21 protein-coding genes are annotated in these 25,214 nt (G+C 70.5%); 13 read left to right on the top strand and 8 right to left on the bottom strand.

The window, feature by feature from the left end; all coding sequences use genetic code 11:
• Positions 1-66 precede the first annotated feature (66 nt).
• The 6 genes from OG214_RS34105 (at position 67) to OG214_RS34080 (ending at position 9,945) form a co-directional block, all read left to right on the top strand.
• A complete protein-coding gene (locus OG214_RS34105; protein ID WP_363083049.1) occupies positions 67-852 on the top strand; it encodes an IclR family transcriptional regulator in 786 nt (261 codons plus the stop codon).
• Positions 853-965: 113 nt separating this feature from the next.
• Positions 966-2,258 carry an enolase C-terminal domain-like protein gene (locus OG214_RS34100; RefSeq protein WP_405986908.1) on the top strand — a complete coding sequence of 431 codons (1,293 nt, stop codon included), beginning with the start codon at positions 966-968 and terminating at the stop codon, positions 2,256-2,258.
• Positions 2,255-2,923: a ThuA domain-containing protein gene (locus tag OG214_RS34095; RefSeq protein WP_405986907.1), complete on the top strand. Its 669-nt coding sequence runs from the start codon at positions 2,255-2,257 to the stop codon at positions 2,921-2,923. Before OG214_RS34100 ends, OG214_RS34095 begins: the two co-directional genes overlap by 4 nt.
• Positions 2,908-3,987 (top strand): Gfo/Idh/MocA family oxidoreductase, encoded by a 1,080-nt coding sequence (locus tag OG214_RS34090; RefSeq protein ID WP_363083052.1) that lies wholly within the window; start codon positions 2,908-2,910, stop codon positions 3,985-3,987. The genes OG214_RS34095 and OG214_RS34090 overlap by 16 nt, the downstream gene beginning before the upstream one ends.
• Positions 3,988-4,175: 188 nt before the next feature.
• Positions 4,176-7,511 (top strand): alpha-mannosidase, encoded by a 3,336-nt coding sequence (locus OG214_RS34085; protein ID WP_405986906.1) that lies wholly within the window; start codon positions 4,176-4,178, stop codon positions 7,509-7,511.
• Positions 7,501-9,945, top strand: a complete 2,445-nt coding sequence (locus tag OG214_RS34080; protein ID WP_405986905.1) for an ROK family protein — start codon at positions 7,501-7,503, stop codon at positions 9,943-9,945. Before OG214_RS34085 ends, OG214_RS34080 begins: the two co-directional genes overlap by 11 nt.
• A 101-nt stretch (positions 9,946-10,046) precedes the next feature.
• Here the strand turns inward: OG214_RS34080 and OG214_RS34075 are convergent, their stop codons facing one another.
• On the bottom strand, positions 10,047-11,321 hold the full coding sequence (locus OG214_RS34075) for a glycoside hydrolase family 71/99-like protein (RefSeq protein ID WP_363083055.1): 1,275 nt from the start codon (positions 11,319-11,321) through the stop codon (positions 10,047-10,049).
• A gap of 412 nt (positions 11,322-11,733) precedes the next feature.
• On the opposite strand from OG214_RS34075, the gene OG214_RS34070 reads away from it, so the two are divergent.
• The 3 genes from OG214_RS34070 (at position 11,734) to OG214_RS34060 (ending at position 14,151) form a co-directional block, all read left to right on the top strand.
• Positions 11,734-12,363: a DUF5134 domain-containing protein gene (locus OG214_RS34070; RefSeq protein ID WP_363083056.1), complete on the top strand. Its 630-nt coding sequence runs from the start codon at positions 11,734-11,736 to the stop codon at positions 12,361-12,363.
• A gap of 83 nt (positions 12,364-12,446) precedes the next feature.
• Positions 12,447-13,382 carry a M56 family metallopeptidase gene (locus tag OG214_RS34065; RefSeq protein ID WP_363083057.1) on the top strand — a complete coding sequence of 312 codons (936 nt, stop codon included), beginning with the start codon at positions 12,447-12,449 and terminating at the stop codon, positions 13,380-13,382.
• A 55-nt stretch (positions 13,383-13,437) separates the two neighbouring features.
• Positions 13,438-14,151, top strand: a complete 714-nt coding sequence (locus OG214_RS34060) for a phosphatase PAP2 family protein (RefSeq protein WP_405986904.1) — start codon at positions 13,438-13,440, stop codon at positions 14,149-14,151.
• Positions 14,152-14,404: 253 nt separating this feature from the next.
• Here the strand turns inward: OG214_RS34060 and OG214_RS34055 are convergent, their stop codons facing one another.
• The 6 genes from OG214_RS34055 to OG214_RS34030 all read right to left on the bottom strand — a co-directional run bounded on the left by OG214_RS34055 (position 14,405) and on the right by OG214_RS34030 (position 20,782).
• Positions 14,405-15,541: a hypothetical protein gene (locus OG214_RS34055; RefSeq protein WP_405986903.1), complete on the bottom strand. Its 1,137-nt coding sequence runs from the start codon at positions 15,539-15,541 to the stop codon at positions 14,405-14,407.
• Positions 15,538-16,443 (bottom strand): lactate/malate family dehydrogenase, encoded by a 906-nt coding sequence (locus OG214_RS34050; RefSeq protein WP_405986902.1) that lies wholly within the window; start codon positions 16,441-16,443, stop codon positions 15,538-15,540. Before OG214_RS34050 ends, OG214_RS34055 begins: the two co-directional genes overlap by 4 nt.
• The gene (locus tag OG214_RS34045; RefSeq protein WP_405986901.1) at positions 16,440-17,642 is read right to left on the bottom strand and encodes a phosphotransferase; all 1,203 of its coding nucleotides are present in this window, start codon (positions 17,640-17,642) and stop codon (positions 16,440-16,442) included. The genes OG214_RS34050 and OG214_RS34045 overlap by 4 nt, the downstream gene beginning before the upstream one ends.
• A gap of 169 nt (positions 17,643-17,811) precedes the next feature.
• Positions 17,812-18,285, bottom strand: a complete 474-nt coding sequence (locus OG214_RS34040) for a DUF6415 family natural product biosynthesis protein (RefSeq protein ID WP_405986900.1) — start codon at positions 18,283-18,285, stop codon at positions 17,812-17,814.
• A gap of 592 nt (positions 18,286-18,877) precedes the next feature.
• A complete protein-coding gene (locus OG214_RS34035) occupies positions 18,878-20,056 on the bottom strand; it encodes a helix-turn-helix domain-containing protein (protein WP_405986899.1) in 1,179 nt (392 codons plus the stop codon).
• A gap of 69 nt (positions 20,057-20,125) precedes the next feature.
• Positions 20,126-20,782, bottom strand: a complete 657-nt coding sequence (locus tag OG214_RS34030) for an HAD family hydrolase (protein ID WP_405986898.1) — start codon at positions 20,780-20,782, stop codon at positions 20,126-20,128.
• An 84-nt stretch (positions 20,783-20,866) separates the two neighbouring features.
• Between OG214_RS34030 and OG214_RS34025 the strand changes: the two genes are divergently transcribed.
• The 3 genes from OG214_RS34025 to OG214_RS34015 all read left to right on the top strand — a co-directional run bounded on the left by OG214_RS34025 (position 20,867) and on the right by OG214_RS34015 (position 22,719).
• Positions 20,867-21,043, top strand: a complete 177-nt coding sequence (locus OG214_RS34025; protein WP_405986897.1) for a phosphatase PAP2 family protein — start codon at positions 20,867-20,869, stop codon at positions 21,041-21,043.
• Positions 21,044-21,062: 19 nt separating this feature from the next.
• Positions 21,063-21,773: an HAD-IA family hydrolase gene (locus tag OG214_RS34020; protein WP_363083059.1), complete on the top strand. Its 711-nt coding sequence runs from the start codon at positions 21,063-21,065 to the stop codon at positions 21,771-21,773.
• Positions 21,774-22,065: 292 nt separating this feature from the next.
• Positions 22,066-22,719 (top strand): TetR/AcrR family transcriptional regulator, encoded by a 654-nt coding sequence (locus OG214_RS34015; RefSeq protein WP_405986896.1) that lies wholly within the window; start codon positions 22,066-22,068, stop codon positions 22,717-22,719.
• On the opposite strand, the gene OG214_RS34010 is transcribed toward OG214_RS34015, so the two are convergent.
• Positions 22,695-24,191 carry a hypothetical protein gene (locus OG214_RS34010; RefSeq protein WP_363086127.1) on the bottom strand — a complete coding sequence of 499 codons (1,497 nt, stop codon included), beginning with the start codon at positions 24,189-24,191 and terminating at the stop codon, positions 22,695-22,697. The two genes, OG214_RS34015 and OG214_RS34010, sit on opposite strands and share 25 nt — an antisense overlap.
• Positions 24,192-24,366: 175 nt before the next feature.
• Between OG214_RS34010 and OG214_RS34005 the strand changes: the two genes are divergently transcribed.
• Positions 24,367-25,026: a DUF305 domain-containing protein gene (locus OG214_RS34005; protein ID WP_405986895.1), complete on the top strand. Its 660-nt coding sequence runs from the start codon at positions 24,367-24,369 to the stop codon at positions 25,024-25,026.
• The last annotated feature ends 188 nt before the right edge of the window (positions 25,027-25,214 follow it).

Raw genomic sequence — 25,214 nt, 5'->3', positions numbered from 1 at the left:
CGAGATTTCGTGCTGACCGGATCGCCGAGGGGCGCCGGTGCGAGAAGCGGAGGTTCCGTGGAATCGGTGGCAGCAGCAGCGCGCGGGCGCAAGCCCGAAGAGGTCAAGTCCGCCGCTCGGGTACTTGAGGTGCTCGAACTACTCGGCGCGGAGGGCGCCCGGCTCTCGCTCGCCGAGATGGCCGGCGCCATGGCCGTGCCCAAGAGCAGTCTGCACGCGATCCTCCGCACGATGGAGGCACGCCACTGGGTGGATCTCGACGCGTCGGGCACCCGCTACAGCCTCGGCCTCAAAGCCCTGCTGACGGGCACGGCCTATCTGGAGGGCGACGATGTCGCGAGCCTCGCGGGACCGGTGCTCGACGCGCTCGCCGAGGAGACGGGCGAGTCGGTCCATCTGGGCAGACTCGACGGTACGGACGTGGTCTACCTGGCCAAACGCGAGTCGCGGCACGCGCTGCGGATGTATTCGGCGGTGGGCCGCAGACTCCCCGCGCACGCCACCGCGCTGGGCAAGGCGATGCTCTCCCAGTACGACGCGGCCGAGGTGCGGATGCGGCTCAACTGGCCGCTGGAACGGCTCACTCCGGACACCGTGACCGATCCCGAGTCACTGCTGTCCCAGCTCTCCGAGGCACGGCTGCGCGGCTGGGCGATGGACGACGGCGAGAACTCGCCCGACATACGGTGTGTGGCCGTGGCGCTCGGCACCGGCCACGGCGGCGGCGACGCGATCAGCTGCTCGGCGCCCAAGAGCCGGATGGACGACGCCCGCGCGGAGGAAGTCGCCCGCGCGGTCACCGAGGCGGCCCACTCGCTGGGCACCCTGCTCAAGCGCCTCGGACAGCACTGAGCACCGCCGAAGCCTCCGCCACGATATTTGGTAGAGTCATTGACAAATGAAAGTCGACCTCCCTACGTTCGAGTAGCGGTACATCATTCTGCTATCTGTACGCTGGAGTTCGCATGGCTCAGCCTGATGCCCGCTCCGATCTTCTCGCTCCCGCCCCCTGGGTCGAGGAACGCGGCGCCAAGGTCCGCATCACGGCCGTACGCACCTTTCTGACCGCCCCGCACGGCTGTCCCCATCTCATCGTCCGTGTCGAGACCACCGAACCGGGGCTGTACGGCCTGGGGTGCGCCAGCGATCCGCAGCGCACCCTCGCCGTACGGTCCGTGCTCGACGACTATCTCGCGCCGCTGCTCGCCGGGCGCGATCCCGACGACATCGAGGACCTCCACCGGTTGATGCTCAACAGCGCCTACTGGCGGGGCGGTTCGATCACCGGCAACGCCCTGGGCGGTATCGATGTCGCCCTCTGGGACCTCAAGGCCAAGCGGCTCGGCGCCCCGCTGTACTCACTCTTCGGCGGACGGGTCCGTACCCGCGCCGACGCCTACACCCATGTCGACGGCGCCGACGCCGCCGAACTCGCCGAGAAGGTGGTGGCCGCGCGGGAGCGCGGCTACCGGCATGTCCGGGTCCAGGCGGCGGTCCCCGGTTCGGACGCCTACGGCACGAAGGCCGGCGGTCCGGCCGACGCGTCGGCGCTGCGCCGGCGCGCGGTGCCCTGGGACTCCGCCGCGTACGTACGGACCGTGCCGGGCATCCTCACCGGGGTACGGGAACGGGTCGGCGACGGGACGGAACTGCTCCACGATGTGCATGAGCGGCTCGATCCCCGCCAGGCACGGGAGTTCCTGCGCCGGGTCGAGGGAGCCGGGCTCTACTTCGTCGAGGATCTGCTCGCCCCGGAGGACGCGGCGCACTTCGCGGGGATGCGCGCGGCCTCCTCCGTACCGCTCGCCGTCGGTGAACTCTTCAGCGACGTGGGCCAGTTCCTGCCGCTGCTCGAAGGACCCGTGCCGGTCATCGACTTCGCCCGGGTGCGGATCCCGACCCTGGGCGGGCTGACCCCGGTCCGCAAACTGGCGGCGCTCTGCGAGCTGCGCGGGGTACGGCTCGCCCCGCACGGACCCGCCGATGTCAGCCCTGTCGCCCAGGCCGCCACCCTCGCGCTGGACATCAGCAGCCATGCCTTCGGGGTCCAGGAGGCGGCGGTGTTCCGGCCGGCGGTCGCCGAGGTGTTCCCCGGCACCATCACGGCCCACGACGGGGGGCTCGTCCCCCATGAGACACCCGGCCACGGTGTCGACTTCGACGAGACCGCCGCCCGCCGCCACCCCGTGCCCGAGCCGCTGGAGCACGACCGCTGGGCCCTGCTGCGCAACACCGATGGGAGTGTGCAACGACCGTGACCTCAGAGACCTCCGGCACCCGAAGGGCCCTGGTCGTCCGTGGCGGCTGGGAGGGACACCAGCCGGTGGCGATCACCGAGCTGTTCCTGCCCTTCCTGCGCGCACGCGGATTCGACATCCGGATCTCCGACACCCTCGGTGTCTACGCGGACGCCGAACTCCTCGACGCCACCGATCTGGTGGTCCAGTGCTGGACGGCGGGCGAGCTGACGCGGGAACAGAGCGCCGGGCTCGCCGCCGCGGTCCGCGCGGGCACCGGACTGGCCGGCTGGCACGGCGGGATCGTCGACTCCTTCCGCGGCGATGTCGGCTATCAGCTCCTCACCGGCGGTCAGTTCCTGATGCACCCGCCCGGCTTCTCCGACCACACCGTCACACTCGCCGAGGAGCACTCCGGCCATCCGGTGATCGCCGGACTCACCGACTTCCGGGTCCACACGGAGAAGTACTGGCTGGCCACCGACCCGTTGATCGACGTCCTGGCGACCACGGAGTTCACGGCGGACGAGGAGCGGGCACGGCCGGTCACCATGCCCGCCGTCTGGACGAGGCAGTGGGGGGCGGGACGGGTCTTCGTCTCGGCCATCGGTCACAAGCCGGACGACTTCGACGTGCCCGAGGTACGGACACTCACCGAGAGGGGGCTGCTGTGGGCGAGCCGCTGAGGATCGGCATGGTCGGCGCGGGCAAGATCAGCGGGGCCTATCTGGACACACTGGAACGGCTGGACGGCGTCACGCTCACGGCCGTCACGGATCTCGACCCCGGCCGCGCCGGCGCGGTGGCCGCCCGGGTGCCCGGAGTCGCGGTCAGCGGCTCGGTGGCCGAGCTGGTGGCACGCCCCGATGTCGACGCCGTACTGAACCTCACGATCCCCGCGGCCCATGCCGAGGTGGCCCTCACGGCGCTCGCCGCGGGCAGGCATGTGTACGGGGAGAAGCCGCTGGCCGCCACCCGCGCGGAGGCGGACGCCGTACTGGCCGCGGCCGGGGCCGCCGGGCTGCGGGTCGGCTGCGCCCCGGACACCGTTCTCGGCACGGGCGTCCAGACCGCGCGCAAGGCGGTCGACGACGGGCTGATCGGCACCCCGGTCGCGGCGACGGCCTTCATGACCACCCCGGGACATGAACGCTGGCACCCGGACCCGGAGTTCTACTACCGTCCGGGCGGCGGCCCGCTGCTCGACATGGGTCCGTACTATCTCTCCGCCCTGGTCCATCTGCTGGGACCGGTCGTCAAGGTCACCGGCGCCGCGTCGCGGCCCCGCGCCGAGCGGGAGATCGGCAGCGGCCCCCGGGCGGGCGAACGGTTCGCCGTCGAGGTGGCCACCCATGTCACCGGCGTACTGCGTCATGCGGGCGGAGCGCTCACCACGCTGGTGATGAGTTTCGACATCCATGCCGCGCGACTGCCGAGGATCGAGGTGCACGGCACGGCGGGCTCGCTGTCGGTACCCGATCCGAACGGTTTCGACGGGCCGGTGGAAGTGCACCGGGACGGCGGTGGGTGGGAGACCCTTCCGGTGTCGGCCGGATACACCGGGGCCGGGCGCGGTACGGGACTCGCCGATCTGGCCGAGGCGCTCGCCGCCGGGCGTCCGCACCGGGCGTCGGCCGAGCTGTCGCGCCATGTCCTCGACATCATGCTGACGCTGCTCGCCTCGGCGCGGGAGGACAGAAGTCTGCCGGTGGAGAGCAGTTGTGCCAGGCCGGAGCCGGTGAGCCGATAGTTCCCGCGGTACGGGGAGAATGTCATTTCACTTTCTTTCCGAGGTCTTCACCATTCGGATGATTAGTTACCTGACAAACACTCCATGGGCCCTCATCACCTGGAACAAGAAGGAATGGGGAAAGGCGTTGACTTGATAACACTCTTGGTTTTACATGGCGGTTACTGGCTGGACAGGAAGGGCCGCCCATGCATGACCGCAGGAAGTCCGGAGAAGAGCGGATAGCCCATTTCCTCGCCGCCCGTCTGCGTCCCGCGCTCTACACCGCGCGACTTCCGATGGAGGTCGGTGCCTGGCACATTCCCGGTGAACCGGTTCCTGTCGATGTGGCCCTCCGGGCCGATTACACGCCCTTCGCCGTCGGTGACCTGTGGGGCGGCCCCTGGTCCACCACCTGGTTCAAGGTCCGTGCCACCGTCCCCGAGCGCTGGGCCGGCCGGCGGGTGGAGGCGGTCTTCGACCTCGGCTTCGACAGCCACGCCGAGGGACTCGTCCATGACACGCACGGCACCCCGCTCCAGGGGCTGCACCCGCTCAACCGGTCCCTGACCGTCTCGGCGGCGGCGAGCGGCGGTGAGCAGGTCGGGCTGCTCGTGGAGGCCGCCGCCAATCCGCCGATCGACGCCGAGTCCGGCGCCGGGTCGCTGTACGGCGATCCGGTCACCGCCGGGGACGAGCCGCTCCACCGGCTGCTCCGCGCCGATCTCGCCGTCCGTGACGAGGACATCTGGCATCTCATCCATGACATCGATGTCCTCGACGGACTGATGCGCGCGCTCCCGGTGGAACTGCCCCGCAGATACGAGATCCTGCGCGCCCTGGAACAGGCCGTGGACGCCGTCGATCCACGCGATGTCGCCGGGACCGCCGGGACCGCGCGCGAGATCCTCTCCCCCGTACTGGCCCGCCGCGCCCACGAGTCGGCGCACACCGTCGCCGCCGTCGGCCACACCCCCGCGGACTCCGCCCGGCTGTGGCCGATGCGCGAGGCCGTACGGCACACCGCCCGCGCCTTCAGCACGGTGACCGCGCTCGCCGACGAGTATCCGGAGCTGACCTTCGCGGCCTCCTCGGCCCAGCGGTACGCCTGGATGAAGGACCACCACCCGCATGTCTTCGAACGGGTGCGCAAAGCCGTCGCCGACGGCAACTGGGCGCCGGTCGGGGGGATGTGGGTGGAGCCCGACGGCACCCTGCCCGGCGGTGAGGCGCTGGTCCGGCAGTTCGTATACGGCCGCCGCTTCTACCGCGAGGAGCTGGGCACCGACTCCGACGGCGTCTGGCTGCCCGGCTCGTTCGGGATGAGCGCCGCCTTCCCGCAGTTGGCCGCGCTCGCCGGGGCCCGCTGGTTCCTCGGCCGGCGGCCCGCCCCGGACGGCGCGCGCGATCTGCCCCGCCCCACCTTCTGGTGGGAGGGCCTCGACGGCACCCGGCTCTTCAGCCATGTCCCGCCCGCCGCCGGCCGGGGCTCCGCCCTCACCGGCGGGGAACTGGCGGACGCCGTGTCCGAGTTCACCGCGTACGCCGCGAACACCGGCGCGGGCGCGGGCGTCCGCTCCCTGCTGCCCTTCGGCCACCCGGACGGCGGCGGGCCCACACGCGAGACGCTGGAGCGCGCCCGCCGGCTGGCCGATCTGGAAGGCTCGCCGAGGGTCGGGATCCAGCATCCCGCGCACTTCTTCCGGGACGCCCTCGACGAGAGCCCCGACGCCCCGGTCTGGCGCGGTGAGCTGTGCGCCGGGGCCCGGGTCGGTACGTACACCAGCCAGGCGCGCACCAAGCGCGGCAACCGCCACGCCGAATCGCTGCTGCGTGAGGCCGAGCTGTGGTCGGCGACGGCCGCGGTGCGGGACGGCATCCCGTATCCGTACGACGAGCTGGAAGCGCTCTGGAAGAAGGTCCTGCTGCACCAGAGCCATGACATCCTGCCGGGCACCTCGATCGCCTGGGTGCACCAGGAGGCCGAGCGGAGCCACCGCGAGATCCACCGCGCTCTCGATCAGCTCATCCGCCGCGCCGTGGGAACACCCGACGACGCGGGCACCGCCGTCTTCAACGCGGGGCCGCGACCGCGCCGCGAGGTGGTCGTCCTGGACGGGGACCACCCCGCCGACGGCGGTCAGCGGCTCGCCGACGGCCGGATCGCGGTCCTGGCGCAGGCGCCCGCGCTCGGCCGGGGTCCGGTCGTCCGGATTCCGGCCGACGGGGGTCGGTCCGACGGGGATGCGGCCGGCGGGGGTCGGTCCGACGGGGATGCGGCCGGCGGGGCACCCTCCGATGTCGCGCCGGTGACCGTACGGCCGGCGGACGGCGGCGGAGTGCTGCTGGAGAACGGGCTGCTGCGGATCCGGCTCGACGCCGAGGGGCTCGTACGCTCCGCGCTCGATCTGACCACCGGCCGGGACGCCATCGCACCGGGAGCGGCGGGCAATCTGCTGAGGCTGCACCGCGACGACCCGGCGCACGGGAGTGCCTGGAATCTGGACCCCCACCACCGGGGATCCGGCCGCGATCTCGACCGCGCGTCCGAGGTCGACGTGACCGCGCGCGGCCCGCTGCTGGCCTCCGTACGGGTCGTGAGGAGCACCGGCAGATCCACGATCGAGCAGGTGCTGTCCCTGACGGCGGGCAGCCGCGCCCTGACCGTGGACACGGAGATCGACTGGCGCGAGCGGGACACGGTCCTCAAGGCAGTCTGGCCGCTGGACGTGCACGCCGAACAGAGCACGGGCGAGATCCAGTTCGGCCATGCCGAGCACCCCACGCATGAGAACTCCGGGCGTGACGCGGCCCGTTCGGAACTGTGGGCACACCGCTGGATCCATGTCGGCGAACACGGCTGGGGCGTGGCGCTGGCCGGTGACTCCTCGTACGGATACGACGTCTCGCGCCACACCCGTGCCGACGCGGGCACCACCACGACCGTACGGCTCTCCCTGCTGCGCGCCGCGCACAGCCCCGATCCGCACGCGGACCGGGGGCCGCAGCGCTTCCGGCACGCGCTGCGGCCGGGCGCGGACATCGGCGACGCGATCGGCGAGGGGTACGCCCTGGCGCTGCCGCTGCGACCGGGGGCGGCCGGACCGGCCGGATCCGCCGGACCTTCTGGATCCGCCGGACTCTCTGGATCCGCCGGATCCGCCCTCTCGCCGCTGGTCTCCGTGGACCATCCCGATGTCGTCGTGGAGGCGGTGAAGCTGGCCGACGACCGCTCGGGGGATGTGGTCGTACGGCTCTACGAGTCGCGCGGCGGCCGGGCCCGTACCGCGCTCAGAGCGGGCTTCCCGGTCGCCGCCGTACGGGAGACGGACCTGCTGGAGGAGACGCTCGCCGAGCGTCCGCACGAGAACGGCACGGTCGCGCTGGCGCTGCGGCCGTTCCAGATCCTCACCCTGCGGCTGGTGCGCGGGGAGCACGGTCCGCGGGCCAGGAGCGAGGTCCGCGGAGCCGGGAACGGGATTCGCGGGGCCCGGAGCGGCAGCGGGAGCGGGGATCACGGGGCCGGGGGCAGCGATGCCCGCTGAGGCCCTCCATGACGACGGCCCGGTCGGCTCTCTGCCCCCGGAGCACCGGGCCGTCCTGCGCCGCTGGGCCGAGGAGGGCGGCCCGCTCTCCACCCGCGCGAGCGTGGTGCTGCTCGCCGCCGACGGACTGCGGGACGCCGAGATCTCCCGCCGGCTCGGGGTGTCCCGGCAGACCGTGGGCAGTTGGCGCCAGCGCTGGACGAGCGCGGGTCTCGACGGGCTCGAACACCGGCCGCGCACCGGCAGACCCGCCACGGTCGACGAGGCCGAGGTGGTCACCCGTACGCTGCTGGCGCCCGGCGGCAGCGGCGCCTCCCGCGCGGTGGCACGGGAGTTGGGACTCTCCCATGCCACGGTCGCCGGGATCCGGCGGCGCTGGCGGCTGGGCCCCGACGAGGCGCGGGCCCCGTCCGTACCGACGAGACCACCGCTGCCCGGCGCGCCCGTCTGGCTGATGGGGCTCTATGTGGACCCGCTGCGCGCCGTGCTTCTCGCGGGCACCCGGCCGGGGTCCGCCCGGTCGGCCGCCGCGGGGACAGTGATCGGTACGGAGGTGCTCACCGGTCTCGACCGGGCGCTGGAGGCCGCGCTGACGGCGGCGAAGGAGCGCGGAGCCGAACCGACGACGACGGCGACGGGGGCGGGGGCGGGGGCGGGGGCGGGGGCGGTTACGGGAGGAGCAGGGCCGGTTACGGGAGGAGCGGGGACGGGAACGGCGCGGGGCCGGTCGGCGGATCGCGGTCTGCCGGAGTATCTGGCCGAGGCGAGCCGCAGCCATCCGGACCTGGGCCTGCACGCGATCACGCTCTGGGACTCCGGGGACGGGCCCGACACGACCGTGCCTCTCCCGGTAACTCCCCCGTACGAGGGCGGAGTGACGCACCATCACATTCCGGCGCGGTCCACCTGGCGCACCTTTCTGCGGGCCATGATCGCGCTCGACAGCACCAGCCATCCGGAGTCCTCGCGCCGGGTCTATCTCGACCTCGCCGCCGAGCTGGAGCGCTACGCGACGGCGCGCTCCGACCGGCCGTGCGCCGCGGTGCGCTGGCTGCGCGAGAACGTGGCCGGGCATCTCGGCGCCGACCAGGCGATCGGCGCCACGGCCCGGAACCAGTCCTGGAGCGGGGTCAACCAGATCGATCTGGGCTCGTTCAACGAGTGCGTGGTCATCGAGACGGTACGGCTCTCCGGCACCATCACCCGGGGCGAGATCGCGCATCGCACCGGACTGACCCAGCAGTCGGTCTCCCGGATCGCGCGCTCGCTGCTGGACCGGGGCATCCTGATCGAGGACGCCCAGCGCCGTGCCACCTCGGGCAAGCCCCGTACACCGGTACGGCTCTGCGGTACGGCGGCGCACGCGCTCGGCATCCATATCGACCCGGAGGTGCTCACCGCCGTCGTGATCGATCTCGACGGGGCGATCGTCTGCACACGCACCCGGCCCGTCACCGCGGACATCGATCCGGCGGAGTTCGTGGAGCGGGTGGCCGCGCTGGGGCGCGAGACGCTGACGGAGGCGCGCGGGTCGGTACGGGAGGACGGTTTCCTCGGTATCGGGGTCGCCGTGCCGGGACCGGTCGACATCGCGTCGGGCACGGTGCTGGGGCCGCCGCTGATGTCGGCCTGGGGCGATCTTCCCCTGCTGTATCTGCTGAAGGACCATTTCCCGTGTCCCGTCCTGATGGAGAAGGACTCCACCGCTGCCGCCGCCGGGGAACGGTGGATCGGCCGGGACCGCCGGGCCAGGGACTTCGCGTATCTCTATCTCGGTACGGGGGTGGGCACCGGGCTCTATCTCAACGGTGACATCTACCGCGGGATCAGCGCGAACGCCGGGGAGTTCGGCCAGCTCTGCGCGATCGCGCTGGGACGCGTGGACAAGGACGGCCGTCCGGAGATCCTCCCCGAGTGCAATCCGCCGGTGTCGGTGCCCGAGCTGGCCGTACGGGGCGGAATGCGGCCCGTACCGGCCGTGCCGGGGAGCACCGCTTCGGGGAGCACCGCTTCGGGGGGCATCACTTCGGGGGGTGGCGCGTCCGTGGGCGGCACGTCCGGGAGCACCGCGGCGTATCTGGCGGTGGGCGAGGCCGCGGCCGCGGGTGATCCGGCGGCCTCGGCGGCCGTACGGGAGGTGGCGCAGGCGGTGGGCCGCGGGGCGCTGGGGCTGGTCGATCTGCTGGACATCGATCTGATCGTGCTCGGCGGGCCCTTCTTCACGGAGGACGTCGCCGGGTTCTATCTGGACGAGATCACCCGTACGGTCAACGAGTTCCCGACGGCCAGAAGACTGCGGCGGGTCGAGGTCGAACCGTCCGTGCTCAGCGCGGAGGCGGCGGCGGTGGGGGCCGCCTCGACCATCTTCCACGCGACGTTCACCCCGAGACTGCGGGGACGGGAGGGCCGGGCACGGCATCTGCCGACCGGCTGAACTCCCCCATCAGGCGCGAGGGGACGGAGATATGAAGGTGCGGGCCGCCGGGGATCCTTCCGGCGGCCCGCACTTCGGTGTCCTGTCGTCAGATCCTGTCGTCAGATCCTCGGCTGCGTGGGCCTCGTCGCCGTCAGTCCGATCTGGCCCTTGAGCATCCGGCCGCCGTCGCCGGTCAGCCGCAGATAGTAGTCCGACGAGCAGGAGGTGCCGTCCTCGTCGAGCGCCCAGATACCCGAACCGGAGGGCACCTGCGAGCCGTTCTCCGCGGTCTTGGCGATCTGGTTGCCCTCGTTGAACTCGTCGAACATCGAGATGTAGATGCCCTGCGCGCCGAGCCTGACCATGTTGTAGAACTGCCGCCACATGAAGTCCCCATGGGCGCGGTGGCGTTCCTGGAGGTCACCGGGGAGCACACAGGGCTGGTAGTCGATACCGCGCGCGTTGCACTCGGCCTGGTCCGGGGTGTTGACGTCACGGAAGAACCGGTCGGTGTCCCCGACGTTGGAGATCCGCCCGACCATCCAGGGCGAGATCATGTTGAACGAGCGGTACACGTCCTGGAAGCCGGGCCGTGAGTCGTCGGTGCTGTTGCGCCAGTGGGTGGGCACCCCGCCGATCACATAGCAGCCCTGCGCCTTGAACCAGTCGACGACCTCCTTGCACGGCCCGGGTGCGAACGGCCGGCCGGGGTCGTTGAAGCCGAAGCCCCAGATGCACACCACGGGCTTGCCGTTCTGCCGGGCGTAGGCGCTGGACGAGGTGTGCGCCCTCATCTTCGACGTCCAGTCCTCCTTGATCTGGGACTGCATGGACGTCCAGCCGGTGACGTCGTACATGATGTAGAACTTGCGGCCGTTGGCCTCGGCGGACTGGCGCACCTTCTGTGCCATGGCGTCCCGGGTGGGGCCCTCGGGGCTGAAGGGGTTGAACCGCTGGAGCGCCGCGGTGTCGCAGTTGTTCTCCCGCATCCACCGGAAGTGGGTGTCGACGGTCTGCTGGTCCCAGGAGGAGAAGAGCGACGCGGGCTGACCGCCGTTCAGATTCGCGTAGGCGGTGCGGTAACTACGGGAGTATTCCCGCATGTCCGGCCAGGACTTGATGGTGGTATTGCTGGGCGAGGGCGGCTGGCTCATGTTCTGACTCCAGTGCCACCAGCCATTGATGGGGGCGCCGTCGCCGCTACAGGCGAACCACCCCTGGTAGCCCACGGTGATTTTGCCGACCACGTCGCCGGGCGGACTCGCGGCGGGTGCCGGCTGTGCGCGGCGCCTCGGTTCGGATGCCGCGGCACCCTGCTGGGCAGCGCCGACGCCACCGATCGCGGCGGACGCGGCCAGCGCGGACGCGATGGCCGACCGTCGTGACATATGCATGGAGGATTTCCTCCCACTAGATATCTGCCAGAAATGCGTAAATTCCCTGGGGGTGGGGGGATTTACAGGCGGCGGCAGTCCGCCCGGCCCCCAAGGGCACGCACGTGCAAAGTAGCCGGGGGCCGCGTCGGCCACAAGGCCGTCGGCGCCAGGAATTCTTCCCTGAATTCCATCGGCGTGTCAGTCGATTTTCTTTACGATTTCCGTTTCCAGCGGAATGCGAATGAAGGAAAAACCACCTGGGGCCGAGGACGGCGGCTACGGCGCGCACGGCCGCGGACGGCGGTCCGAGGTCGGCTCGTGTACCACCGGTGCGCTCCCTTTGTGTCCCTCTGCGCTCGTTCGCGCTCGTCTGCGCGTCGGCGGCACCGGGCATCACCTTCACGACACCGTTCAACGGGGGAGGTGCGCGGTGCACGGACCGGCGACGGCCGGCTGGCTGCTCGTCGCGCTCTGCGTGGCGACCGGGGGTTACTGTCTGCTCCGGATGCGCAGCGGCGTGGACGAACAGCGCAGATGGGCCGGGAGCGAAGCGCTGATGGGGTTCGGGATGGCCGTCATGGCCGTGCCCGCGGCCGTCCTTCCACCGCCCCGGTGGGTGTGGACGGTGTACGCGGCGGTGTTCGGCGGCGCGGCGCTGTACACGGTCCTGCGGTCCCGTCTCCCGGCGTACCGCGCCCACGGGACGCACCATCTGCTGGGGATACTGGCGATGGTCTATATGGCCGGGGCCATGGCCGCGGCGCCCGGCGGGGCACACGGCACGCATACGGCGGGCGGGGCGCCGCTGGTCACGGGGGCGCTGCTGATCTACTACGCCGCCTATGTGCTGCGGACGGGCGGACGTCTGCTGCCGCTGCCCGCGGGGGCGGGGCCCGGGGCGCGCGGGACGGTGACGGTCACGGACGGGACGGTGACGGTCATGAGCGGGGGCGGGGCGACGGCCGGAGCCGGGATGCGCTGGGGCGACAGGACCGAGCTGGCGCTGGCCTGCCGGCTGTCCATGGGCATAGCCATGCTGGCGATGCTGCTCACCATATGACCGCACCGGCCGAAACGTGTCCTAGGTCACTTGACCGACGAGGACATACCGCAGAGTAGCGCGGTCCTCATACTCTGGTGACCATGATGGTCTCCCTGGCGCTGCTGCTTCTCGGCGCACTGGCCGCCGTCGTCGCCCCGCGCCTGCTGGCGCGCGCCGACTGGCCGGAGCGCGAGCCCGTGGTGGCGCTGTGGGTGTGGCAGTGCGTCGTGGCGGCCGTCCTGCTGAGTTTCGCGCTCTCCATGACCTTCAGCGCCGCGGCGGCCTGGCTGGCCGTACGGGGGCATGTCTTCGCGCCCGCCCCGAGTGGAGTGGTGGAGGCCTACGCCCTGGGCTCGCACCGGCCGTGGTCGGCCCTTCTCGCGGTCGTCCTGGCGGGCGGCGGGGTCTGGACGGCGGCCATGCTGACCCGGGAGGTCCTCCGGGCCCGCCGCAGGCGCCGCCGGCGCCGCGCGGAACTGCTCGTACGCTCCCCCGTGCTGCCCGGCGAGGAGCCCGGCGGCGAGCCGCTCGTCGTCCTGGAGGGCGAGCGGCCCGACGCCTGGTGGCTGTCGGGCGTGGAGCCCCAACTGGTGATCACCACGGCGGCGCTGCGCCGGTTGAAGGGCAGTCAGCTCGACGCCGTGCTGGCGCACGAGCAGGGCCACGCGCGGGCCAGGCACGACTGGTTGCTGCACTGCTCGGGGGCGCTGGCGAACGGCTTTCCGCAGGTGCCGGTGTTCGCGGCCTTCCGCGACGAGATGCACCGGCTGATCGAGCTCGCCGCGGACGATGTGGCCTCGCGCCGCTTCGGCCGGCTGGCCATCGCGCTCGCCCTGGTCGAACTGAACGAGGACCGGGGGGTGTTCGGACCGGGCACGGCGCCGGACGCCCAGCTTCCGCGGCGGGTGAACCGGCTGCTGTCCCCCGTTCCCCGGCTCACCGCGGGCCGCAGACTGCGGCTGACCGCCGCCGCGGCGGCGGTGCCGGTGGTACCGCTGCTGGTCGCCTTCGTACCGGCGCTGCGCGCGCTGGGATAACCCGGACGCCCGCACGGGCTGGCCCCTCGTACCCGACGTCGGCGAGGATTTCCCCATGCGCTCACCGTCGATCCCCGAAGCCGGTCCGACACCGCCGACGACAGGCCCGCGTGCCCCGGCTCCTCCCTCACTGGTCACGCCGGCCCGTACGGGCGGTCTGCTCGCCGTCCTGCTGGGCCTGCTCGTCATACTTGTCGTGGCGGAGTGGGGGCCGCTGCTCTCCTTCGACCGGATGACCGCCGAGGCGCTGCACCGCCGGGCGGTGGCCGAGCCCGGAGTCACCTGGATCAACCGGGTGCTCACCGACTGGGCCTGGGACCCCTGGACGATGCGGCTGCTGACCGCGGCGGCGGTGATCGCGCTCTGGCTGCGGGGCAAGCGGCTGCTCGCCTGCTGGGTCGCGGTGACGAGCGTGGTGGGCGCGGCCCTCTCCCAAGGCCTGAAGTACACCGTGGGACGCGAACGCCCCGAGTGGCCCGATCCGGTCGACTCCGCGCACTTCGCCGCGTTCCCCTCCGGCCACGCGATGACGGCGGCCGTGAGCTGCGGTCTCCTGCTGTGGGTGGCACACCGCCAGGGGGTCCGCCGACGGGTGTGGCGTACGGCGCTGGCCGTCGCGGTCGTCTCCGTGGCCGGCGCGGGCCTGACCCGCCTCTGGCTCGGTGTCCACTGGAGCGCGGACGTCCTGGCCGGCTGGCTGCTGGGCGGCTGTCTCGTGGCCTTTTCCATCGCCTCGTACGGGCGCTTGGCCTTGTCCCGGGAGCCGTGACGCCGCCAGGAGTAGAACCAGTCCACCTCGCCGCCTCGTCCGAGCTGTGCCCGTGCCCGAGCGCGTACATCCTTCGGCAGCGGAGTTCTGGCGGCGCGTGGGTACCTTGGGCGTGGCCTCCAGCCAGGCGTATACCTCATCGGCCGTACGGTGCGTGGTGAGCACGGTGGCGGTCTCGGCGAGTTGGTCCTTGTCGATCCAGTCGGTGCGGTCGCTTGCGTTCTTTGAAGTGCACAGGCGTGAAAGTTCCTGATCAGCGGATCGTGTCGGCTACCTTGTCCAGCAGGGCGGCGCTGGCCGGGATGTCGTGGCTGAGCCGGACCGCGCGGTGCGTCAGTGCAGAGAGACGAGACGCCACTTCCGTGCGGACACTCTCCTTGCCGCCACCGTCCACGCCCTGCGCCAGCTCGAAGACGTCCGGGTAGCGGTCCTCCGTGGCGCCGGACATGAAGTCCGCCTTCCCGAGCGTGCGCGCCCCGTCAATGACGTCGGGCGCCGCGTTGGCATCGACCCGGGGGAAGAGCAAACCGGCGGCTTGCCCTCCGGTGGCCAGGGGGACATTGAAGAGTTCGGGAAACTGGTCGGGGAAGACCTGGACCTTCCGCTCCCTGCCCTTGCCGTCCCACAGCGGCGTGTGGCTGCCGTCCAGGAGCGCCTCGGTCACGGACGCGTGCTGAGTGGGGTGGAAGCTGCCACCGGTGCGCAGATACTCCCGGGCGGTGACGTCCCAGCCGAGGGCGTGGAGGAGGCCGAGGCCGAGGGCGGCGGCGGACGGCCAGGGCACGACCTCGACACCCAGTTCCCCGATCGGGCGGACGAGCACCCTGTCGTTGGCCAGGAGTTGCCAGCCGTGAGAAGCGAGCAGCAGGGCTGTGGTCGTCTTGCCCGCGCCCTTGTCCCCGAAGGCGAGGAGGGTGGCGCCGTCGTCCGGCCTTACGACTGCGGAGGCGTGGAGCACAGCCCAGCCGTCGCGCAGCAGCTGGCTGCGGATTGACTCACGGGCGAGGCGCGCGGCGGCCAGCGTGAGGGACTGGGGGTTGGTACCGGCGAGGGTGAGGCGGCCGGTGGACGGGGTGGAGCGGTAGGCGATCTCCTCGCCTGGCGATGTCGCGATGATGTCCTCGCCGTCGCGTGCCACGAGCACGGGGTGCTTCGCGTAGTTCACGGTCTCCGTGGGCCGGCCGTCATGGACCAGGAGGGTGATCTCCTCGTAGTCGGCCGGCTTGACGTCCGCGATGACAACGGCCTCGGCGTACACCTCGGCGGCGTCCAGGGAAGTGGCGTTCCACCAGGGGCCGAAGTAGCGCAGGGCCCAGTCCGTGACCTCGGCACGGTTACTGAGGACGGTGACGGCTGCCATGGCGGCGCCGAGTCGGGTGGCATTGATCATGGGGCGATCCTTTCGGTGTGGGTGGGAAGGCGGGTGTAGGCGTCACGGAGGCTTCGGGCGGCGGCGTCCAGACGACGCTGCTCGGTGCTGGTGAGGTGCGGCAGGCGCGCTACGCCCTGGCCGCCGGTGAAGTGCACCGGAGTTCCAAGCCAAACGTCCCCGTACGGCACGGACAGCTCTTCCACACCGTCGACCAGGCCAAGGGCCTTGCGGAGCGTGGAGAGCACTGCGCCGGCAGGACCGGAGCGGGTACGGCCGATGCCGTCACGGATCAGTGCCGGCCGCCGCTGGAGATCCTCGACGACCGTTCGCATGCGGACCGTGACGGGTCGACTGTCGACGGTGGTCGTGGATACGCAGACGACCGCGCGGTCACCGTGCTCGCCGATCACGTGGCCGCGAACGACATCCGGGGACACGCGGGCGTACCTGGCCAGGAGGAGCCGGTATCGGGCTGAATCAAGGTTCGAACCGATACCGAAGACCCGGGTGCAGCCCGACATCTCGGCGAAGCGCCGGGCCATCAGGTCGACGGGGTTCGTGACAACGATGACTGTGCCGCCGAAGCCGCGAAGCTCCCGAGCCAGGGAACCGAGCGCGGGGGTGTTGGCGGCGGCGCCACCGCGGCGGATGTCACGCTCGGCGGTGTTCTTGAAGGCGGTGCGGAGAGCGATGACCACCGCGTCGCAGCCGTGGAGGTCGTCTGCTCCTCCCGCCTCGACCTGCGTACGGGAGCTGGAGGCGTGCGCGAGGTCCTGGAGGTCTGCGGCCAGGGCACGTACTTGGTCCGGCTGCCGGGACACGACAAGGAGCCGCCCCGGCAGCGCGGCGGCGACGAGGCTGGTGGCGAGGGTCTGTCCGACCGCACCCGCGCCGACAATCCCGACGACCGCGGCGGTCACCGACCGCTCCCTGCGGTGTCCTCGACCTCGGAAACCACGACGTCCAGAAGCCGGGGTCCAGCCATCGCCCCGGTGAGAAGGGTGCTCACGCGGTGCGTGATGCCCGCCACCGTGCGGGCCTTCCCTACGAGGGCCTGCTGATGGGGAGTCAGCGGGAGTCCCGGAGGTGTGCTGAGGCAGGTACTCAGGATGTTCACGGTGTCCACGAGCCATAACACCAGGACCTCGCGGAGCCGGCGTGCGCTCTCGTGTCCGGGCAGGGCCGCCATGTGGCGGGCGAGCGTGGAGGCGATGCCCTGCACCATCTGTTGTCCGGCACGCTGGTTCGGGTGCCCGAGCGCGAGAAGAAGCGACCGGCCGGCCAGCTTCGCGATGTCCGGTTGGGATCCGGCGGCCCACTGCACGGCGGGGTCGATGAAGTGCATGTGGGGGCCGTCGATGTAGACGTGCTCAGGCTTGAGGTCCCCGTAGACCGCGGTGTCTCGCCGGGACGAGATCGCGCCGCTCATCGGGAGCAGCCGCGACACCGTGTGCCGGACCAGTTCCACGACCTCCTGGCGCACGTCTTCCGGGAGGCCGCTGTCCCGGCCGAGGGCCGCCAGATACGTTGCGGCGCTCAGACCGTTGAACTTCCTGCGGAAGATTCGGACGACGGAGCGCTCGTCGATCGAAGCCGCCCCGCGTAAGAGCTGCGCGCCCGCAGGCCCGTGCAGATCCGCGAGGGCACTGAGGGCCGCGTCGAGGAGATCACCGGTCTCCTGCGGGCGGGCCGTCAGTTCGTCGGCCAAATTCGTCCCCGGCACCATCCGGGTGAGAAGCACTCCATGGTGGAGGCCGGCCGTCTCGCATACGCGGGGGCGCCCGAGCTCGCGCAGAAACTCCAGGTTCTGTGCTTCGCGAGCGGTGAGCAGGTCGGTAGTACGGACATACATCTCCTGCGCCTGCTGCACCTCCTCCCACGTTCCTCCGGCCCCCCTCAAGATGGACACCAGGGACATGCCCAACCAGTTGTACTTTGCGATCAGTTCCTCGTCGTCCACCGTGACCCGGCAGACGTACGAGGTGACGCTCGGGCACTGCTCGCCCAAGACGATCTGCTTGTTGGGCCACAGGTCTTTGACCGCGCGGGCGATAGCCCTCTGGGTCACGGTGTGCAGCAGAGCCGCGCTCACCGCCGTGCTCTTGTTCGGGAGGGTCACCGGTCGCCTCCTTGCGGGATCGGGGTGTCTGAGGTGTTGATCACGCGTTGCGCGTTGCAGGACACACGGGAGGGAACAGCGGACCGAGGCTGCTCTCCGCTCCAGGCGAGGCGGGTCGGGGCCGTACCGGCCGACCGTCCCCGCCGATACGGGGTGGCCGATACGGAGTTCATGGGGTGGTGCCGACCGCTGCGGGGATCCCCGCGACAAGCGCGTTGTGCAGCAGCTCGGGATCCGCCAGGTAGCAAGTCGTGGTCAGCGGCACGATCCAGCGCAGGCGCTTCTCCTCTTCCGTGTAGCTCACGGGCGGCACCGAGAGGAAGGTGGCGACGCCCAGCGGCACGACTGCCGACAGCGGCAGATTCCAGGTGTCGGCGGCACCGAGAGGAATCAGCCAGTACAGGACCTGGCGTCGCCGGGCCTCGTCAATTCCCGCAGGGGTGAGTCGACCGAGGCGGGTCTCCGCCTCGGGAATCAGCAGGGCCAGGTATCCACGCATCAGGTGCGTGGCCCTCTCCAGATCCTTGTCCGGCACTCGGAGACCCGAGTCGACGACCTGCCGCGCCGTCTTCGCCATCGTGGGGAAGTCGAGCGGCCGGAAGTCGGTGTCGGAGGCTGCTGTTCTCGTTGCAGTTTCATCCATGTGTCGACGCTCCTGGTCAGCGTTGGTTATCCCTGGCGGCCGTGTCAGCGGGCTCCGGGGTCGTGGGATCGCGCACTGACGGAGCGGACGATGTCTCTTCGGCCGCCGGCAGTTCTCTCGGCGTCCGGCATCCGCAGATCACAACGGGCCAGACCCGCTTCAAGCCAACGAGAGCGACGCTGCCAGCGGCAAACAGGATCTTGGTGACTGCGCCGCAGTGCCAGCACGCCTGTCCGTGGAGCCGTGCAATGCTGACCGGCACCTCAACAAGAGCCGCTGCGGCGGATGTTGTGTCGTCCATCCCGCGTCCCCATCTACCTGTGCGCGTGAACAAGGCCGATGATGGATCGCGGGAGTGGGCGTAAGTGCTACTCCTTGTAGCACCGAGGTTTTCCGGAGGTGCGCAGCCAGGGTCTTTCGTTTGGATCAGGCTGGATCAGGGAGCGCCCGCCGCGGTAGCGGCTGGTGTCAGCGTGGTGCCGTGGATCGCAAGGCGGAGGAGGGAGCCCACGCGGAGCGTAGGCGACCGACGACAACGCGGCGAGGCGCGGCACCAGGGCACGCGAGCCCAGCAAGACCCAAACGAAAGACCCTAGATCGCGCCAATCCATTCCGCGTAGCTGGTGAGGGATTCGTCGTCCGCGCGCCGCAAACGGCGCAAGGTCGCGATGGTTTCGCGGGCCCAGGGATGCTCACGCGTGTGCAGCGGCGCAATCTGGCGCGCGACTTTGAGCGATTCGTGAGCGTCTTCCCGCCTGTTACCCCACAGTTGGGCGCGCGCCAGCTCGATCCAGAATCCGGAGCGCCGCTCAGCAGGAAGATCTTTGGGCGGCGTCCACTCGTGCACCACGTCGAAGGCACGGCCCACGTGGTCACTGCCGAGGCTCACCGCCACTGATACCTCATGGATGCGCACCGACTCAGGGCCGAAGGCGGTTCCCACGTAAATGCCTTCAGGTACCTGGTCGCCCAGACTCCGCGCCTCATCCAGATGGACGTCGGCCGCGTCGCTGTCCCCCAGCCGACCGGCGACGACCGCGGCCCGCATATGCAGCGCGCCCCGAGCGGCGATGGACTGTGGTGTGGTGGCTACCGGTCCCTGGTCGACGGCGAGTTCGAGCGCCTTGAGTCCGGCGCGGTGAGCGCCGGCAGCGAAGAACGTCTCGGTCCGAACGTAGGAGGTCGATGCTTCGAGCAGCGGATCGTCGGCCTGCGCAGACGCCCAGCGCATGAGGTCGATGAGCCGGGCGGAGAGGTCGTGAGCACCATTTTTGTAGGCTGCCGCGTCAGCCGTTCGGGCTGCGGACGCGAGCAACCGCGCCGCGTACTGACGTTCGCGACCGTCAGCGGCGTGGAAGGCGGCGAGCGCGCCCGTCAGTAGAGTGGGGGCGCTCTGCGCGACGCGCCCGTACTGGGCCGCGAGTCTCCAGCTCTCGGCCTCGGTGACTGCCGTAGCCAGCTGACCGAGCGGGGGCGTTGGGCTGTCGGGCGGGATGTCATATCCGGCGATGCTGCTGGAGATCTCCGGGAGCGCGGCCCGGACGCGTCGCTCCGTTCCAACATGCCCCTCCAGCAACGCGGAGGGGCCGACACCGAGGGCCGCGGCGATGGTCTCCAGCGCCATGTCACTCGGCCGACGAGCTCCGCGCTCGATGGCCCGAATCGTGGCGACCGACAGGTACGCAGCCGCAGCGAGCTGTGTCTGGGTCAGGCGGCGGGCGCGTCGACGGGTCGCGATGCGCTGACCGATCTGGCGCGGCTGGTCGGACATGTGCACTCCTGGGGCGGATCACCGCACCGTACCGGCGAAGGTGTGCGGCTGAGTGCCGATTCCTGAGCTTCACACCCCGGAGCCGCCGGCCTCGGCGATGGGGAGGAGTTGCGTCAGGTTGTCGATGCGCCAGTCCGCGGCCCCGACGACGTCCGGGTCCCCGGCCCACAGATGGCCCCAGGGGCCCCGCCGCAGATGGGCGGTGAGCAGGCCCGCCTGACGCGCGGGGAACAGATCGTTGGCAGGATGGTCGCCCACGTACACCGTCTCGTACGAGAGCGTCCCTGCCTCATCGAGAACGCGGGCGAAGAACTCCTGCGCGGGTTTGGCGACGCCCCACTCCGCAGAGGTAGCCACAAGATCAGCGGGCAGATCAAGGCGACGCAGGAGGTCACCGGCCTTGGCGCTCTGGTTGCCCGCGATGACCACGCGGATCCCGAGCGCGCGAAGAGCGGCCAGGGCGGGCCGCACATCGGGATAGAGATCGGACTCGTCGAGATGCTCTCCGCGGCCGGCGGCTTCACGCGCCGCGTATTCGGCGTCGACATCAATGCCGGGGCGGATGAGGCGGAGGGCGTCAGCGTTGTCTCTGCTCTGCGAGACGACAGCTCCGACGAGGGCGGAGACGGTGTGCCGTGGCATGCCGAGCCAGTCCGCCCAAGATGCCCAGTAGCGGTCGTCGCGTACGAGGGTTTCGCCGATGTCAAAGACCACTGCTCGAATCATGGCCGCATCGTAGTCAGCGGGCGAGCCCGTCAAAGATCCGCCAGCGACTGCCGAACTCAACGCCGCCAGGGGGTCCGCCGACGGGTGTGGCGTACGGCGCCGGCCGTCGCGGTCGTCTCCGTGGCCGGCGCGGGCCTCACCCGCCTCTGGCTCGGTGTCCACTGGAGCGCGGACGTCCTGGCCGGCTGGCTGCTGGGCGGCTGTCTCGTGGCCTTTTCCATCGCCTCGTACGGGCGCTTGGCCTTGTCCCGGGAGCCGTGACGCCGCCAGGATCGGACGCATGACCTTCAAGGGCGTGCTCTTCGACTTCTCCGGAACCCTTTTCCGCATCGAATCAGCAGGATCCTGGCTGCGAGCCGTGCTCAACGAGGCAGATGTGGCCGTGCCACCCGACGAGGTGCGGCGGTACGCGATGAAACTGGCCGTGGCGGGCGCGCTGCCCGGCGGGTCCTCGCCGGAGCGGGTGCCGGGCGAGCTGGCCGGGGTGTGGGCCACCCGGGACGAGAGCGCGGAGCGCCACCGCGCCGCGTACACCGGACTCGCGCGCCAGGTGGAGCTGCCCAGCCCCGCCCTGTACGACGCGCTCTACGAGCGCCATATGACACCGGACGCCTGGCGTCCGTACCCCGACGCGGCCGAGGTGCTGGGCACCCTGCGGCACTGGGGCGTCGGGATCGGGGTCGTGAGCAATATCGGCTGGGATCTGCGGCCCGTCTTCCGCGCGCACGGTCTCGACGCCCTTGTCGACGCGTATGTGCTGTCGTACGAGCACGGTGTCCAGAAGCCCGACGTCCGGCTCTTCCGGACGGCCTGCGAGGAGCTGGGACAGGATCCGCACGATGTGCTGATGGTCGGGGACGACAGAGGAGCCGACGGCGGAGCGGCGGCGCTGGGCTGCTCGGTCCACTTCGTGGATCATCTGCCGGTGGAGGAGCGCCCCGCGGGACTGCGCCCCGTCCTCGCCCTCGCGAGCAGCGGGCCGCTTCCGTAACCCGCGCGCCGGGCGCCCCGCCGGACCCGGGTCCGGGTTCCGGCAGGGCGCCCCGCCACGGAGACCCGGCACCCGTCCCCACCCGGAATCGGGCGGCTCCGGCCCGTGAAACGGCCTCGCACACGCCCCGAACGGGCTTTCCGGCGCCGCCGGGCATGCCGAAGCCGTCTGCCTTGGACGATCCCCCGCGTCGCCCAAGGCAGACGGCAGCCCCGTTGACCAGGCCCGATGGGGCCCGGGACGGGACGCACTGAGTATATTGGCTTAGAGCCAGTCAACGCAGGAGTCAAGCATGTCCCCGCGGAGCCCATCGGTCAATGAAGAGCTGCGCCGGCGTTCCCGGGAGCGGCTGCTGCAAGCCACGGTGGAGCTGGTCGCCGAGCGCGGTTACGAGGCCACGACGCTCGCCGACATCGCCGACCGGGCCGGTTCGGCGCGCGGTCTCGTGTCGTACTACTTCCCGGGGAAGCGGCAGCTCCTCCAGTCCGCCGTGCACCGGCTGATGCATCGGACGCTGGCCTCGGCCCTGGAGCGCGAGCCGGTCACGGACGACGGGCGGGAGCTGCTGGCGCGGGCGATCGACGCCATCCTCGGACTCGCGGCCGACAGCCCCGTACTGATGCGGACACATATGGCCGGCATCCTCCAGGCCGAGGGCTTCGTCCAGTGTCCGGAACAGCAGCGGCTCGCGGCCCTGCTGCGCGAGACGGTGACCCGGTACGGATCACCCGACCCGGACACCGAGTATCCGATGCTGCGCGCCCTGCTGATGGGCGCGGTCTTCGCGGTCCTCATGCCGGGCGCGCCGATGCCGCTGCCACGGCTGCGCGACGAGCTGTTCCAGCGCTACGGGCTGGAGTGGGAACTCGGCGTTCCGCCGGGCGGTGAGCCGCCCGGCGGAACGGATCAGGGCACCACCGCTCAGTGGCGGAAGTCCTCGAAGTAGTCGGGCTGCGTCTGGACGTTCAGCTCGTCCATCCGTACCCGCTTCGCGGCGTCCGTCCTGCGGTCGTTGAGCTGCAGCACGTCAAAGCCCTTGGCGATGTCGTTCGAGTAGATGTAGCCGTTGTAGTAGTAGGCCGACCAGGGACCGGCGGTGGTGACCCGGTCCGTGGTGATCGGACCGCGCTCGAAGTAGCCGATCTCCTTGGGCTGGGACGAGTTGGTGAAGTCCCAGACCGAGATACCGCCCTGGTACCAGGCCTGGACCATGATGTCGCGGCCCTTGACCGGGATCAGCGAGCCGTTGTGCGCGACACAGACCTCGGTGTCCGCCTGGGGGCGCTCGATCTTGAAGTAGCTCTTGAAGACCAGCTTGCGCCGGTCGCCCTTGCCGACGATGTCGTAGATGCCGTCGGCGCCCTTGTTCGGGCCTACGGTGTCGTTGCAGGTGGCGGCGCCACCGCCGCCCAGCTCGTCGGTGAAGACGACCTTGTCGGCATCCTGGTTGAAGGTGGCCGAGTGCCAGAAGGCGAAGTTGACGTTGTCCTGGACCCGGTCGATCACCTTCGGGCGCTCAGGGTGCTTGATGTCGAAGATGATGCCGTCACCCATGCACGCGCCGGCGGCCAGGTCCTTGGAGGGCAGCACCGTGATGTCGTGGCAGCCGGTGGTCGCCGAGACACCGGGGTTGGTGGTCCCGCCCGGATTTCCGCCGTCCGGGAAGAGGTTCGGGAAGCTCACCAGCTTGGCACGCTCCGGGGCCTTGCGGGGCACCTTGATGACCGAGATGCCGTCGTGCGGCGGCTGGCAGTCCGGGAACGTCGTGCTCGGCGAGTACGACGAGACGTAGACGTAGACGTTCTTGCGCTCCGGCACCAGGGTGTGCGTGTGCGAACCGCACGCGGTCTCGACAGCGGCGACGTACTTGGGGTTGCGGATGTCGCTGATGTCGAAGACCTTGATGCCCTCCCACGACTCCTTGATCGTCGCCGCCTGGGAGACGCTCGTGCAGGAGTTGTCGCTGCGCGAGGAGTCGGTGGAGAGGAAGAGCAGGTCACCGGAGACGGTGATGTCGTTCTGCGAACCCGGGCAGAGCACCTGGGCGACGGTCTTCGGGGACTTCGGGTTGCTGATGTCGAAGATCCGGAAACCGTCGTAGTTGCCCGAGAAGGCGTACTTGCCCTGGAAGGCCAGATCCGAGTTGGTCCCCGTGATCAGGTCCTTGGGGACGTTCGCCAGATGCTTGATGTTGTCGCTGTGGACGATTTCGTCCACACCGGGTATCTCACCCTGCTGAATGGCCGCCTTCACCTCGGCCGCCTGGCTGGAGGAGACCTTCTCCGAGGCCGGGCTGTCACCGGGATCGGGTGTGGCGACCGCCGGTCCGGCGGTCAACAGCGTGGCAAAGAGTCCGGCCGCGGCTGCCGCCACGCCCAGACGTCTCCGCCGCACGCGGGTGGTGTGCAACGAGGTCACTGCGGTCCTCCCTTGTATCCGTTCACAGTTGAACGGGTCACGGACCTCGGCAGTATCGTCCCTCTCATGTACATCTCAACAGATGGCAACACAGACGTAATGAAAGTTTTTGATCACTCGCCTGTCGAAGCGTGCTAGGAAAGTTTCACTACATCAAGTGCCATAGGAGGTCGCCGTGTTGATCCACCACAGGAGCCCGCGTATCCGCAGGGTCGCTCTCGCGGCGGTGACCGCTGTCGCCGTACTCGCCCTGGGAGCCTGCGACTCGGGGGACGGGGGCAAGACCAAGGCCAAGGCGGACAACGCCGCGGTCGTGGTGGCGCCGGGCAAGCCGGGTGAGCCCGCGAAGACACTCTCCGCGGAGGAGGCGAGGAAGGCCGCCCCGGACAACACCCCCAACGCGGCGGACTACACCTACGCGCAGATGATGATCGTCCACCACGGTCAGGCGCTGAAGATGACCGAACTCGCCAAGACACGTGCCGAGTCGAGGCAGGTGAAACTGCTCGCGGAGCGGATCGCCGCCGCGCAGCAGCCGGAGATCGCGGCGATGGACGGCTGGCTGAAGAACAACGGCGGGCCGAGGCAGCAGCAGGGCCATGACCACCACACGATGCCCGGGATGGCCACGGAGGCCCAACTGGCCCAGCTGCGGGCGGCGAAGGGCAAGGCCTTCGACGAACTGTTCCTGAAGCTGATGACGACGCACCACCAGGGTGCGATCACCATGGCCACGGAGGCGCTGGCGGAGGGCAGGAACGTCCTGATCGAGGAGATGGCGAACGAGGTCATCGCTCAGCAGACCGTCGAGATGAGCCGTATGCGCTCGATGTGAGCGGGGCGTACGACCGGGATACGACCAGGAGCGGCGCGTACGACCGGGAACGGGGCGTACGACCGGGAGCGGCCGGCGCGGACATACGGCGGGGCGCGGGCCGACGGCGTACGGCGCGATGCTCACGCCGTACGTCCCTGGCCGACGACCGGCGGCAGCGTCGCGCGGTCCGGCGTACGGAGCTCAGG

The sequence above is a fragment of the Streptomyces sp. NBC_00872 genome (genome assembly GCF_045161915.1).
GTDB lineage: Bacteria > Actinomycetota > Actinomycetes > Streptomycetales > Streptomycetaceae > Streptomyces.
This window is presented reverse-complemented; position numbering and strand designations above follow the sequence as displayed.

Bases quoted from the DNA above. Each gene is read 5' to 3' on its own strand.
- OG214_RS34100 (WP_405986908.1), top strand. From the start codon at position 966: ATGGCTCAGCCTGATGCCCGCTCCGATCTTCTCGCTCCCGCCCCCTGG.
- OG214_RS34085 (WP_405986906.1), top strand. From the start codon at position 4,176: ATGCATGACCGCAGGAAGTCCGGAGAAGAGCGGATAGCCCATTTCCTC.
- OG214_RS34080 (WP_405986905.1), top strand. From the start codon at position 7,501: ATGCCCGCTGAGGCCCTCCATGACGACGGCCCGGTCGGCTCTCTGCCC.
- OG214_RS34075 (WP_363083055.1), bottom strand. From the start codon at position 11,321: ATGCATATGTCACGACGGTCGGCCATCGCGTCCGCGCTGGCCGCGTCC.
- OG214_RS34065 (WP_363083057.1), top strand. From the start codon at position 12,447: ATGATGGTCTCCCTGGCGCTGCTGCTTCTCGGCGCACTGGCCGCCGTC.
- OG214_RS34060 (WP_405986904.1), top strand. From the start codon at position 13,438: ATGCGCTCACCGTCGATCCCCGAAGCCGGTCCGACACCGCCGACGACA.
- OG214_RS34055 (WP_405986903.1), bottom strand. From the start codon at position 15,541: ATGATCAATGCCACCCGACTCGGCGCCGCCATGGCAGCCGTCACCGTC.
- OG214_RS34040 (WP_405986900.1), bottom strand. From the start codon at position 18,285: ATGGATGAAACTGCAACGAGAACAGCAGCCTCCGACACCGACTTCCGG.
- OG214_RS34035 (WP_405986899.1), bottom strand. From the start codon at position 20,056: ATGTCCGACCAGCCGCGCCAGATCGGTCAGCGCATCGCGACCCGTCGA.
- OG214_RS34030 (WP_405986898.1), bottom strand. From the start codon at position 20,782: ATGATTCGAGCAGTGGTCTTTGACATCGGCGAAACCCTCGTACGCGAC.
- OG214_RS34020 (WP_363083059.1), top strand. From the start codon at position 21,063: ATGACCTTCAAGGGCGTGCTCTTCGACTTCTCCGGAACCCTTTTCCGC.
- OG214_RS34015 (WP_405986896.1), top strand. From the start codon at position 22,066: ATGTCCCCGCGGAGCCCATCGGTCAATGAAGAGCTGCGCCGGCGTTCC.